This window comes from Desulfobacula sp. (assembly GCF_021107415.1).
On record NZ_JAIOSW010000395.1, the window covers coordinates 1 to 13,365 of the forward strand.

The 13,365-nt window shown below is 39.2% G+C and carries 10 protein-coding genes; 8 read left to right on the forward strand and 2 right to left on the reverse strand.

Annotated features, from left to right (window positions below):
• From K8S13_RS19855 to aroF, 4 genes are all read left to right on the forward strand, one after another.
• A partial coding sequence (locus tag K8S13_RS19855) for a glycosyltransferase (protein ID WP_291465315.1) occupies nucleotides 1-1,026 on the forward strand: 1,026 nt, incomplete at its 5' end.
• The gene (locus K8S13_RS19860; protein ID WP_291465317.1) at nucleotides 977-3,013 is read left to right on the forward strand and encodes an alpha amylase C-terminal domain-containing protein; all 2,037 of its coding nucleotides are present in this window, start codon (nucleotides 977-979) and stop codon (nucleotides 3,011-3,013) included. The genes K8S13_RS19855 and K8S13_RS19860, both read left to right, overlap by 50 nt.
• A gap of 98 nt (nucleotides 3,014-3,111) precedes the next feature.
• Complete coding sequence (locus tag K8S13_RS19865; protein ID WP_291465320.1) at nucleotides 3,112-5,499, forward strand: methyl-accepting chemotaxis protein; 2,388 nt, start codon at nucleotides 3,112-3,114, stop codon at nucleotides 5,497-5,499.
• Nucleotides 5,500-5,808: 309 nt separating this feature from the next.
• Nucleotides 5,809-7,677 carry a 3-deoxy-7-phosphoheptulonate synthase gene (gene aroF / locus K8S13_RS19870; RefSeq protein WP_291465322.1) on the forward strand — a complete coding sequence of 623 codons (1,869 nt, stop codon included), beginning with the start codon at nucleotides 5,809-5,811 and terminating at the stop codon, nucleotides 7,675-7,677.
• Nucleotides 7,678-7,731: 54 nt separating this feature from the next.
• Here the strand turns inward: aroF and K8S13_RS19875 are convergent, their stop codons facing one another.
• Nucleotides 7,732-8,409 carry a GntR family transcriptional regulator gene (locus tag K8S13_RS19875; protein ID WP_291465324.1) on the reverse strand — a complete coding sequence of 226 codons (678 nt, stop codon included), beginning with the start codon at nucleotides 8,407-8,409 and terminating at the stop codon, nucleotides 7,732-7,734.
• 306 nt (nucleotides 8,410-8,715) lie between these two features.
• Here K8S13_RS19875 and K8S13_RS19880 point away from each other — a divergent pair, with 306 nt between their 5' ends.
• The 4 genes from K8S13_RS19880 (at nucleotide 8,716) to K8S13_RS19895 (ending at nucleotide 12,850) form a co-directional block, all read left to right on the forward strand.
• Entirely contained in the window at nucleotides 8,716-9,594 is an 879-nt protein-coding gene (locus K8S13_RS19880; protein WP_291465326.1) for a phosphate/phosphite/phosphonate ABC transporter substrate-binding protein, read from the forward strand.
• A complete protein-coding gene (locus K8S13_RS19885; RefSeq protein ID WP_291465328.1) occupies nucleotides 9,581-11,938 on the forward strand; it encodes a response regulator in 2,358 nt (785 codons plus the stop codon). Before K8S13_RS19880 ends, K8S13_RS19885 begins: the two co-directional genes overlap by 14 nt.
• A gap of 26 nt (nucleotides 11,939-11,964) precedes the next feature.
• Complete coding sequence (locus tag K8S13_RS19890; RefSeq protein WP_291465330.1) at nucleotides 11,965-12,150, forward strand: YwbE family protein; 186 nt, start codon at nucleotides 11,965-11,967, stop codon at nucleotides 12,148-12,150.
• 142 nt (nucleotides 12,151-12,292) lie between these two features.
• Nucleotides 12,293-12,850, forward strand: coding sequence for a hypothetical protein (locus tag K8S13_RS19895; protein WP_291465332.1), 558 nt, complete (start codon nucleotides 12,293-12,295; stop codon nucleotides 12,848-12,850).
• 35 nt (nucleotides 12,851-12,885) lie between these two features.
• On the opposite strand, the gene K8S13_RS19900 is transcribed toward K8S13_RS19895, so the two are convergent.
• A partial coding sequence (locus K8S13_RS19900) for a DMT family transporter (protein ID WP_291465334.1) occupies nucleotides 12,886-13,365 on the reverse strand: 480 nt, incomplete at its 5' end.

A 13,365-nucleotide genomic window follows, 5' to 3' on the forward strand; every position in this document is an offset into this window, starting at 1 on the left:
ATGACATCCACCATGGCGGAAATTGAGGATCGTGGCATTGATGCCGCATCCTTCTGGCAATGGCTGTTTTTCAAAAAAACGCCTTATAATTATGAAGAAAGCCGGGACTGGAACCGGGTGGATTTTTTAAGTTCCGGTGTGTTTGCGGCTCATTATGTCAATACAGTCAGTCCGACTTTTTTAACTGAAATTGTTGAAAACCGTCATCCATTTGTTGAAGATTGTTTAAAAAATGAGTTGATCAATAAATATCATGCCGGATGTGCCACAGGAGTTTTGAATGCACCTGAACCGGAATTCAACCCTGCTGTTGATGAGATGATCCGGTATAATTACGGGCCGAAAAATCACAGGAAACAGAAGGCCAGAAATAAAACCTGTCTTCAAAAGATACTCGATCTTGATCAAGATGAGAACGCAGTCATGTTTTTCTGGCCGTCAAGGCTTGATCCTGTACAGAAAGGGTGCCAGCTTCTGGCTCAGATCATGTATGATATTGTATCTCAATACTGGGATGCCAATCTCCAGATTGTGTCTGTGGCCAGTGGAGAATATAAGAAACATTTTCGTGATATTGTCAGGTTTCATGGCCTCGGGAACCGGGTCGCCATTTGCGGATTTAATGAGGGGCTGTCGCACCAGGCCTTTGCAGCCAGTGATTTTTTGTTTATGCCGTCATCCTTTGAACCCTGCGGTCTTCCCCAGATGGTGGGCGGTATCTATGGGACATTACCCATTGTCCACGATACAGGGGGCTTGCATGACACTATCCATCAACTGGATCATGAAAATAATATAGGCAATGGATTTTTATTTAATGTCCATGATGCCAGCGGGTTTAAATGGGCCATTGACAGGGCCATGGACTTTCATTCCCTTGACCCGGACATAAAAGAAGAACAAATTAACCGGATTATGATCGAGAGTGTGCTTGAATTTAACCATAGCCGATGTGCGGAAGACTATATAAACTTATATGAAAAAATGCTTAAAAGGCCGTTCCTTGTCAGACCCGGCAATTTTTAATGACCCTTATCTTCTTGCCTATGCTGATATTATATCATCAAGACGATTAAGAGCCATTGAGCTTGAGGAAAAAATAAAACAGGAAAATAAGGGATCTTTAGGCTTTTTTGCAGATTACCACAAGATTTTCGGTCTTCATTTTGATGAGGATAAGGGTTCATGGGTATTCAGGGAATGGGCACCCAATGCCAGTGAAATTTTTATTGTTTGTGAAAAAACATCCTGGCAGAAAAATAAAGACTTGCAGATCAAAAGAAAAGACAACCATGTGTTTGAAAGATTGTTTCCAAAAGAGACATTCTCACATGGGGATCTTTTCAGGCTCAAACTTGTCTGGCCGGGAGGGGAAGGGGATCGGATTCCTACGGCAGCTACACGGGTGGTTCAGGATTCGCACACGCTCATTTTTAATGCCCAGGTCTGGCACCCACAAGAAAAATACAAGTGGAAGATAAAAAAATTTTCACCTCCAAAGGAATCTCTTCTGATCTATGAAACCCATGTAGGGATGGCATTGGAGGATGGCAGAATAGGGACATATGCTGAGTTTGAACATAATATTTTGCCCAAAATAGCCGATGCCGGATATAATGTCGTTCAATTGATGGCGATTCAGGAGCATCCGTATTACGGCTCATTCGGTTATCATGTTGCAAATTTTTTTGCACCTTCCTCAAGATTTGGAACCCCTGAAGAATTTAAGAGCCTGATTGATGCTACCCACAAAAGAGGCATAAGGGTTTTTATGGATATCATTCATTCCCATGCTGTAAATAATGAGGTGGAAGGCATTGCAAAATTTGACGGCACCGGTTACCAGTTTTTTCATGACGGGCCCAAGGGCTATCACCGGCAATGGGATTCAAGATGCTTTGATTATAGTAAATCTTACGTATTAAAATTTCTTTTATCCAATTTAAAATTCTGGATCAAAGAATTTAAAATTGACGGGTGCAGGTTTGACGGTATTACCAGCATGCTGTTTGAGGATCATGGACTTGGGCGGGCATTTACAAGCTATGATGATTACTATGGGAGTGATGTTGATGTGGATGCCTTATCTTATTTATTTCTTGCAAACAGCCTTGTTCATGACATCAACCCGGATTTCACCACCATTGCCGAAGATGTCAGCGGATACCCCGGACTTGCCGCTCCTATTTTAAAAGGGGGGACAGGGTTTGATTACCGGTATGCCATGGGAATAGCTGATTTCTGGATACGCCTGTTAAAAGAATTTAAAGATGAGCAGTGGCACCTTGGTAGTCTCTGGCGCGAACTGACAACAAAAAGAAAAGAAGAAAAGACCATCAGCTATGCCGAATCCCACGACCAGGCACTGGTGGGTGATAAAACGCTTATCATGCACCTCATGGGCAGCCATATCTATACTTCCATGAAAAAGGATAATGAGAGTATTGAAACCCTCAGGGGTGTGGCCCTGCATAAGATGATTCGTTTGATTACCATTGCAACGGCAGGTTCAGGTTATCTGAATTTTATGGGCAATGAGTTCGGGCATCCTGAGTGGGTGGATTTTCCCACCGAGAAAAACAATTATTCCTTTCACTATGCCAGACGTCAGTGGTCATTAAAATATGATAAGGATTTATATTTTTCCTGCCTTTTTGAATTTGATAAAAATATGATCGCTATTGTAAAGGACTCTGATCTTTTTTCTTCACCTGATGTAAATCTTTTATGTATCCATGAAGATGACAAGGTCATTGCTTTCGAAAGAAAAAAAATAATCTTTGTTTTTAATTTTCATCATTCAAAGTCTTTCTCAGATTATATGTTTGCTGCCCCTGCGGGTGAATACAGGGTGGATCTCAATTCTGATGAAATCCGATTTGGCGGAAAAGGCAGGCTTGAACAAGGCCAGGTCCATTTTACCATCGTCGATCCAAAGAGATCCGACAAAGGAAGTCTTTTGAGCCTTTATCTCCCTACAAGAACGGTAATTATACTGAAATTGAAAACATAAAATTTAAAAAAGGTCTTCCTTACTTCATTTCTCTTGCAATCCATAGGGGAACCATTTTAAAAAAAGCGTGATTCTAACATGCATTATAAGGAGAGAAAATGCTAAAAAATTTTAGCCTTGCAAAAAAAATTATCAGTGGATTCGTTATTATTCTTATTTTATTGATTGTTCTTGCGTTTGCAGGGCGGCTTGGACTAACCCGGGTAGTTGAAAAAGTGAATTCAGCAAATCAGTTTCAATTTCTAGTGAATCACATATTAGAAGCCAGGCAAAATGAGAAAAAATTTATTCTTACCAATGATCCCAAAGCAGTTAGTGTCGTAGAAGATGAAATTACATCGTTGAAAAAGCAAACCAGGGAGATATTAGATGATGCCCAATCAAAGAATATAAAAAAACAAGCAAATGATATCATTAAAAAATCAGATATTTATAATAATGCATTTAAAGATTATGTGGTTCTTGCCGGCGAAAAAGACACCCTTATGAGCGACATGAATCATAAAGCCAGCCTGGCGCTTGAAACAACAGCTAAAATTCGAGATGAACAAAAAGCGAAATATGATCAATTAAGAAATGAAAGCGAAACAAAAATTTCAAGCATGAGGCAAAGAGTCAGTTTTGCCGTTAAAATTAATGATGCATTTTTAAATGCAAAAGGATATAGGATGGTATTGGCAGGGTCCAATATTCGCAATATCTCAATATATGAACAATGGAAAGGACATCATAGAAATTTGAAAATGACGGCAGATGAGGTCAATCCCTTATTAGTTCAAGATATTTCAAAAAAGAGTCTTGAACAAGTCCTTTTAAAACATACGGAATGCATGGACAAGGCCAATCTTTTTTTTGACAGCAAAACTGATGACAACAATATTGCTTTTATTAAAGCCATCAAAGAGTTGAATAGGTCCATTGTTATTTTCCAGCAGGAAATGCAGGAGCAGCTTGAATTTTATGTGGAGGATGTTCAGATTTTTTCAGGACAGATGATGGAACTATCCTTAGGGGCGGATCAGATTGCAAAAATTCTTTTAAATACAAGAATTTTGGAAAAAGATTTTATTCACACAGAGGATGATGAGATTTTTGAGAAAATTACCCGGAACATTGAGTCCATAGATAAGGTGATTGCACGAGTAATAGAGAATATCGATGATAAGGATAAAACAAAACCCCTGGATGGGATCCAGAAAGAGGTTAAAAATTACCTGTCATCATTTAAGCGTTATGCCGGTTTAATGAAAACCCAGCAGACTGCCAAAATTGCAATGGAATCCAGTGCAGCAAATATTCAAAAAATATGTTTAGAATCAAAAGATTTACAGCACACACAGATGCAGGCCCAGATAAATAAATCAACAGTTTTTATAACCATTGTCAGTCTTTGTGCGGTGATTTTTGGAGTTCTGATTGCATTTTTTCTTACAAGAATCATTATCACACCGATCAAGATGGTTGTGGGGGCATTAAAAGACATTTCCCAGGGAGAAGGTGATTTAACCCGGCGAATTGATATTGATACAAAAGATGAAATCGGGGAGCTTGCAAAATGGTTTAATGCCTTTATTGCCCGGTTGAATAATATCATCGTGGATATCGGCAGTAATTCCGAGACTGTGACGGCTTCATCAGAAGAACTTTTATCTATTTCAGAGCAGATGGCCGAGGATACAGAAAATTTGTCGGGAAGATCAAGCTCAGTTGCAACCGCGGCAGAAGAAATGAGTTCAAGTATGAATTCTGTTGCCGCCGCCAGTGAACAGGCCTCCACAAACCTTGGGACGGTGACCGGTGCAGCAGGCCAGATGAAGCTGACACTGGGCGAGATAGCTTCCAATTGTGAAAAAGCAAGAGGGGTTACCCAAAATGCTTCACATACAGTGAAAAAAGCGTCCCAAAGGGTGACATTGCTGGGCACCTCTGCCCGGGATATTAATAAGGTTACAGAGGTCATTACTGATATTGCCGGACAAACCAATCTGCTGGCCTTGAATGCGACCATTGAAGCGGCAAGGGCAGGTGAGACGGGAAAAGGATTTGCAGTTGTGGCAAGTGAAATAAAGGGCCTTGCAAGCAAGACAGCAGAGGCTACCCTGGATATTAAAGATAAAATTAAAGGCATTCAAAAATCTACAGATGATACAGTAAGGGATGTAGACCAGGTTATGCAGGTTATTTCAGAAGTGACTGAAATCGTGGCTGCTATTGCCGCAGCCATTGAAGAGCAGTCTGCTTCTGCAACCGAGGTGGCACAAAATATAGAACAGGCATCCACTGGTATTGGAGATGTCAATGAGAATGTTGCCCAGAGTTCCCAAGTCTCTTCTGAAATCTCCAGTGATATTTCAAAGATGAATAGTGTGGCAGTTGATATGACCTCCCGCAGCAACCAGATGAAAAAGAGCGCACGGAATCTGTCTGATCTTTCTTTAAAACTAAGAGACATGATCGGTGTGTTTGAGGTTTCTATTGACAGATAAAGAGGGTGTTCCTTTTTTAAGGAAAAAGGGGAGGACTAATTATTTATATTGACATGAATTGAAATAATCTGTAGGTTGTGCAAAATATTTTAGGTGAAAAATGAATAAAATGGCATATATAAATAGTTTTAATTTTGAACGTTTCTTTTTCTTTTTTAGGAGCGTTCATCCGATGTGACGTTATATTTTTTAATTAAATAACGCTCCGGGTGGACATACAAGCCACCCGGGGCGTTTTAATTTTCAGGCTCCGGGAAAATTTTTCCGGGGCCTTTTTTTATTTTTTATATATTTTAACAGGGGGAGAAAATGATTCTTGTACTTGAAAGCAAAATTACTCAGAACCAGAAGGGTAAAATTAAAAATATGCTTTCTGATGAAGGGTGTATCACACATGAAATCACTGATGCAGGCAGAGATATAATCGGAATTATCGGCAAAACCAGGAAAAGCCTGGATGAATTTAAACAAATGGATGGTGTTGCTGATGCTGTCCCGATAAAAACATCCCATAAACTTGTCAGTCGTGAATTTAAAACAGAAGATACCAGGGTAAAAATCGGTAATGTTGTGGTGGGGGAAGACCGGGTTGTCATTGTGGCAGGACCTTGCGCCGTTGAAAGCCAGACCCAGGCCATGACCATTGCAAAAGAAGTGAAAAAATATGGTGCGGTTCTTTTTCGTGGGGGGGCATATAAACCCAGGTCTTCGCCATATTCTTTTCAGGGCCTGGAAGAAGAAGGGCTTAGAATTCTGGCAGATGTCAGGGATAAGACAGGACTTGGTGTGGTCACGGAAATCACATCGGTTTCCCAGGCGGATCTGATGATGAAATATATTGATGTGGTTCAGATTGGTGCCCGTAATATGCAGAATTTTGAGCTTTTAAAATGTGTGGGCCGCATGGGTAAACCGGTTGTGTTGAAAAGAGGACTTGCCTCCACCATACAGGAGTGGCTGATGTCTGCAGAATATATCATGGCGGAAGGAAACAGCAATATCATTCTTTGTGAAAGGGGTATCAGAACTTTTGAACCCTATACAAGAAACACACTGGATCTTTCAGCTATTCCGGTTTTGAAAAAATTAACCCATCTGCCCATTATGATTGATCCAAGTCATGCAACAGGTATGAGGGAAAAAGTAAGTCCCATGGCAAGAGCTGCAGTGGCAGCAGGAGCGGATGCCCTTATGATTGAGGTCCATAATAACCCGGACCAGGCACTGTCAGACGGGCCCCAGAGTCTTTATCCGGAACAATTCGGTCAACTGACCAGGGATATCTACGTGATTGCGCCGGTTGTGGGTAAGCAACTTGATTTCGACTATTTGAGGAAATCAGAAATCATCAACAATCCAAAAACGGAAGATTCAAAAACAGCCGCTTTTATTGGCGAATACGGTGCTTACAGCCATAAGGCAAGCCTTGGATTTTTCGGTGAAGAGATCACACCGGTTCCCATGAAAACATTTAAAGATATTTTCCAAGCCGTGCAAACCGGGACCTGCCAATATGGTATTATCCCGTTGGAAAATTCTCTTTCCGGGTCCATCCATGAGAATTTTGATTTGCTCCAGGAATATGATCTAAAAATTATCGGAGAGATTACCATAAGGATTAAACATGCGTTAATTGCCCATGAAAATGTTTCAAAGAATGAAATTAAAAAAATCCTTGCACCACCGCCGGCATTTTCTCAATGCAAAAATTACCTGGATCAATATCCTGATATTGAATTGGTCCCTGTAAAAGCCACATCCAGTGCAGTGAGACACATCAGGGATTCCGATGACAAACATGCTGCAGCTATCGGATCAACCATGGCTGCAAAGATTTTTAATATGAATATCATAGAAAAGTCCATTGAAGATAATCCAAGGAATTATACAAGGTTTGCTATAATTGCCAAAGAGATAAAAGGTCACAAAAAAGCGAATAAAACATCTATTATTTTTTCCACCGGCAATAAACCCGGTGCATTATTTGAAGTGATGAAAGTGTTTTCAGAATATCAGATCAATCTGGTCAAACTTGAATCACGCCCCATGCTTGGAAAACCTTGGGAATATATGTTCTATGTAGATATTGAAGCCGATATTGAACTTTCCGAATTTGCACCTGTCATGGAAAAACTTCAGGAAAAATCGGAAAATTTAAGAATCTTAGGGAGGTATTAAGGGCTTTTCTAAAATGGCATTCCCTGATTTATTAAATCGGGGATGCCAGGTCGATTAATAAAAATCTTCCCGGCTAAAGGTATCGGACCGCACTTTTTTCATAATATCCATTAGATGGGATTTGGCATGCCGGGCATGCAGTGCAATAGCCTGTGCCGTCTTTTCCCTGTCTTTGGAAATAAGGGCCTGATAAATCAGTATATGTTGTTGAAGGAGTTCATTCCATAAGTTCGGAACAAGATTTAACCCGTGTCGGTATTTTATGGTTAAGTCACTTAAGTTTTTGCACACTCTAAAAAGAGATTTGTTTCTAGCAGCCTTATAAATAATGGAATGAAATTCGATATCAAGTTCAGTTATTTTAAAATTTTCCCCTGATTTGATGGATGCCTTTGTCTGTTCCAGGTTGTCATCCAGGTTTTTTAATTCCTCCGCAGTGATGTATTTAATTGCTTTTTGAATGGCGATCTGTTCAATTTCCATTCGAGTGGTGAACAGGTCCTGGATTTCATTATCTGACAAATTTTCTACCATATACCCGGCTTTGGGAATTGAAATTAACAGCCTTTCCTGGGAAAGCTTCTGCAAAGCTTCTCTTACCGGTGTGCGGCTGACATTGAGCGAGTCAGCCACGGCAGTTTCAGTGATTCTTGTGCCACCTGCCAGCTTCCCTGATACTATATCAAGGCGAAGGGACTTATAGACCTTTATTTTTAATGATTCTGTTTTCATATTATTCACCTTCTATATTTTATAGATACTTATTGTATACAAACAGTGTCTGTCAAGTATAAACTTATTTACTGTCCTGGTAATCACAAGTAGATTGAAAAAATTTCAGATGTACCGGCATGCGAATCAGTAGGGTTTTCATTAAAAGTAGAATATTTTTCGTAGAGCGTTGTTTAAATATCATATAAAATATTGATATTACAAAAAGTAAACCTACATTTTGTTTTAAAAATGTTGTATATTTTCCAGGTGTACATACTCAGGTTTTTTTAAGTAAAATTCATATTTTCATAATTGGAGGCTATTATGAACCAATTAAATAGGTCTTTTTTAACCCTTGTTTGTTGCGCAATATTTTGCGCGGTAAACTTTATTCCCAATACCACATCAGCTTCAGATAAGTTAAATATGGGGGATCTAAGTGATAACGCATCTTATGAAATAAAAAAATACACACCATTAATTAATTATTTGAAGTCAAATAAAATTAATACAGGAAAAATAATTGTATACAAGACCATAGAGATAGCAATCAATAATTTAAAGGCGGGAGAGTTCGATTTTATCTTTAACACCCCGGCTACAGCTATTAAATTAATGGATGAAGCTGGTGCTGTTCCTATCCTGATAGGTATGAAAGGAGGGGTAAAACGTTATAATTCCGTCATTTTTGTCAAAAAGGACTCACTTATTCACAGCTTATCCGAATTAAAAGGAAAAGTGATCGCATTTGAAAGGGAATACTCGACATCTTCTTATTATTTACCCAGTAATATTTTAAGAAATGCCGGGATGGAGTTGCAATATTCACGTAAACCCATTCCAGGAAAAATTGCTTACTATTTTACCAAAGAGGATGTGAATACGATAGTTCAGGTAAAAACCGGCAAACGCGCTCATGCTGGTGGAATACAGAAAAATTTTTTGGACAAGAATTCTGATTACGGACTCTTTCGGGTCCTTGCGGAATCTCCGTATGTGCCGCGAATGGTTGTTCTGGTACGTGAGGGTTTCGACTATGATAAGTTTAAAAAGATATTGTTAAAGATGAAGGACGACCCTGCTGCGCAAAACACTCTGAAACATATGCATTTCACCGGTTTTTGTGAATTTGAAGGAGATCCCGCCCAAATCATGGGTACAACCGTTAGAAAAGCGGTAGAAATCAAACATGACGATTTTTAAAAAAATTATAATCAGCCCTTTATTATTAACTCTTATGTACATAGGAATATTTATTTTTTTCTACAATCAAATTTCCATTGTCATCGATTTCATGAGTAAAGAAGCAAAAACCTCTTCAATGGCTGTGAAACAAGTACATATGGACAGTATTTTTCAATTGATGGAGCTGACTAAAGAAATTTCGTTTAATCCCCTGTTGGGGCCTGAACCCGCCGAATTGACGATCATTTTATCTCAATTAATGCAGTATGCTGCCATCCAGAGTGCATATTTTGTCGATACGGATGAAAGGGTTTTAGCGGATGGAACACCACATAGCGATCTGCAAGCCCCCAAATTGATAGGACAGCCGATTCCGGATGAGATGCTACTGGACATCAAGCACGACATTCCAATTTTTGAAATTATAGACAATCAACTGGTCTATTCTCACCCTTTCGATGACCAAGGCGATCCGATTGGAAGATTACAAGTCATTATTTCGTTAGACAAGCTCAATAAAATCCAATCAGATTTGCTGGACAAAGAAAAAATAATTACTAAAAAAAGCAGGGATAAAATACGTGCGATTATGATGGGAACGATAGCGGTTATTATCTTATCATTTTTTATTGCTGTGCTCTTTATTCGTAGGATTATCACAAATCTGAACCTTGCTGTAGATGTGGCTAAAAAAGTATCCGAAGGAAACTTAGACATCCAATTTGAGATCACTTCCATGGACGAAACAGGAACGTTGCTTACCGCTATGCAGGCCATGGTAAACAATGTGCGGCAAGCAAACAAAACACTTGAAAAATCCGAGGAAAAATATCGCAACATATTTGAGAGAGCTATTGAGGGGTTATTTCAAATAACACAGGAAGATAGTTTTATTAGCGTTAATCATTCCATGGCTCATATGTTCGGCTATGATTCGCCAGAAGATTTAATCTCGACAATTACTGACATTGCAAAACAATGCCACGTAAATCCTGCAGATTATCATAAAACAAATGATATTATACAAGAGAAGGGTTATATAAGTGGAACTGAAATACGGTTTCTACGTAAAGACGGCAGTATGTTCTGGGGGACGCAGACTGTGAGAGCTATCCGCGACGTAGAGGGTGAATTCCTTTATTACGAAGGATCTCTTGTAGATATCACCGAACGTATGGAAAAGGAAAAACTTGAAATCGAACTTTTTCAGTCGCGCAAAATGGAAGCTATTGGGACTTTGGCCGGAGGTGTTGCCCATGATTTCAATAATATCCTTTCCGGTATTTTTGGATATTCTGAATTGGCAAAAAGAAATATTGAAAATCCTGTAAAAGCAAAGGGTCATATCGGTCAGATTATAAAAGGAGCTAAAAGGGCTGCCGAGCTGATTCAGCAAATACTTGCTTTCAGCAGACAGACGAAACCCGAAAAACATTTACTGAATATTTCAATTGTGGTGAAAGAGGCACTTAAGTTACTGCGATCCTCAATCCCGGCGACCATAGAAATCAGGAAGAATATCCTTTCTGATGCAACCATTCTGGCAGACGGCACACAGATTCATCAAGTCATTATGAACCTGTGTATAAACGCTTATCATGCAATGCGTGGTGATAGCGGGGGAATATTATCCATTGAATTGAAAGAAACACAAATTTCAGATCAAGACAATATCTTTGACCTCAATATATTGTCCGGTAAATATCTTAAGCTGGAAGTCAGTGACACAGGTCACGGTATGGATGAAGAAATCCTAAGAGAAATATTCAATCCATATTTTACTACTAAAAAAGTTGGAGAAGGTAACGGCTTGGGCTTGGCATTGGTTTATGGGATTGTTAAAGAGCATGGGGGGTATGTGAAAGTCCATAGTATTCTCGGAAAGGGATCAACATTTCATATCTTTTTTCCTATATCAGATAAAAAAGCAATTTCCAAGGAGTTGACGAATAACTCAAAGCCCATAGCCTGCGGCACGGAAAGGATTATGGTCGTTGATGATGATGAGAGCATCCTTTTATCAACCAAGGAGCTGTTAAAAGATTACGGGTATAAAGTGAGCACTTTTTCAAATGGTGCACATGCCTTTAAAGAATTTGAAAATAATCCATTTCAATTTGATCTCATTATTACTGACATGACCATGCCTCAAATGGCAGGCGATGAACTTTCAAAAAGGATTTTAAATATCCGAGATGATTTGCCCATTATTCTTTGTACGGGATATAGTGAAAATATCTCTGAACTGAAAGCGTTAATACTTGGTATTAAAAAATATATTCAAAAACCTATCAGCAGTCAGAATCTACTTCTTTCAATTCGTGAAGTACTGGATGAAAAAAACAATAAACACATAGATTAAATATCTATAACAATTTTTTATTTTACATGTTCTCTCTCCCTGATCATTCAGAGGTTTTCATTGTATTAAAGAAAGACCAGAGAACCGGAAAGCTTACCAAAGGAATAGTTCAGGATATTCTGACAAAATCCGCTACACATCCTCATGGGATCAAGGTCCGCTTGGAAAACGGCCTTGTGGGGAGGGTCAAAACTATTCAAGGCCGATCTTAAATTAATATTTTTCCATACGTCTTTTGACAAAAAACAACTATTTTTTAAGAAAATTTTGGTTTCATTTTGATAGCCCCTTGAATTCTGTGTCCACTCGGTGTACGTTTTATAAATATATCAATTTTTAAGATAAGGAGGAGAGATGGAACCCGACAAATTTCGAGAATCCAGACAGGCAATAAACCGGCAGTGCGAAAATATCAATCTATTAATCGACCAAAAGGATCGTGAAACCTCACAGGTTTGTTACCAGGAGGCATATACCCAAGTGGATATACTGAGGCCTCAGGCCGAAGGCGAGATCCAGGAACGGTCTGTAAAAAATTTGGGTTTAAAGTTAAAGGCATTGTCAATCAGTATCGAAAAACTGAAACCTAAAAAAAGACCAGCTAACAAAAGCGGGAAAAAAGGAACAAAAATTGCTATCGTATGGGATGAAGAACGTGTGGGGCAACTGACGCCTGTTTTTTTGAAAAAATTAATTGCAAATATGGGAGATGATACAGATGCCAGGGTCTGTTTCAGTACCACTGGAAAAGGGATCAGACCCAGATATCAGATCGAATTTGGCAACCAGGATATTACAATCTTCAGTGGATCTTCCCACAGCCCTCTGGAAAAACCCCCTTTAACCGGTAAAAAAAAGATATCCCAACCTTTTTCCCATGGAGTGATTAATTCAATCCTGCGCGGGAAGTGAAACAGGAAATAACAGCAAAGACAAAGGGAGTGGGGTTATCCCCTCCTTGACCGTCCTCCTGCAAAAATAGTGGTACCAATGATGATCATCCCTCCGATAAGAGTTCTTATCTCTGGTATTTCATTGAGCATGAAAAAAGCAAGAATGATTCCGTAAACCGGCTCAAGTCCTGCTATGACTGCTGCGGTTTGTGCTCTTATAAAGATTAATGATTTTATAAACAAAGTATGGGCAAGGGCTGTGCAAACAACCCCCAAAAAGATGAGATTGGGAAGATCCCAAAGTTGCGGGGGGGCAATCTGCAGGGTCAGGATTGGTAAAACTAAAAACACGGCAGCAAAAAGGTTTTGATAAAAGGCAACGGCAATGGAATCACAGAGTCTTGCATTTCTCCTGTTTACAAGGGCTAAAATTGCAAAGGTAAAACCTGAAATAATTCCGAAAAATCCCCCTTTAGTGATATTATTTGAAAAATTAAAATCCGGGATAACAAGAAGAATACCGATAAAAACAGC

What these genes read in the sequence shown, in the direction of transcription:
- K8S13_RS19885 (WP_291465328.1), top strand. Translation starts at nt 9,581, where the DNA reads ATGACGATTTTTAAAAAAATTATAATCAGCCCTTTATTATTAACTCTT.
- K8S13_RS19865 (WP_291465320.1), top strand. Translation starts at nt 3,112, where the DNA reads ATGCTAAAAAATTTTAGCCTTGCAAAAAAAATTATCAGTGGATTCGTT.
- K8S13_RS19860 (WP_291465317.1), top strand. Translation starts at nt 977, where the DNA reads ATGAAAAAATGCTTAAAAGGCCGTTCCTTGTCAGACCCGGCAATTTTT.
- K8S13_RS19895 (WP_291465332.1), top strand. Translation starts at nt 12,293, where the DNA reads ATGGAACCCGACAAATTTCGAGAATCCAGACAGGCAATAAACCGGCAG.
- K8S13_RS19875 (WP_291465324.1), bottom strand. Translation starts at nt 8,409, where the DNA reads ATGAAAACAGAATCATTAAAAATAAAGGTCTATAAGTCCCTTCGCCTT.
- aroF (WP_291465322.1), top strand. Translation starts at nt 5,809, where the DNA reads ATGATTCTTGTACTTGAAAGCAAAATTACTCAGAACCAGAAGGGTAAA.
- K8S13_RS19880 (WP_291465326.1), top strand. Translation starts at nt 8,716, where the DNA reads ATGAACCAATTAAATAGGTCTTTTTTAACCCTTGTTTGTTGCGCAATA.
- K8S13_RS19890 (WP_291465330.1), top strand. Translation starts at nt 11,965, where the DNA reads ATGTTCTCTCTCCCTGATCATTCAGAGGTTTTCATTGTATTAAAGAAA.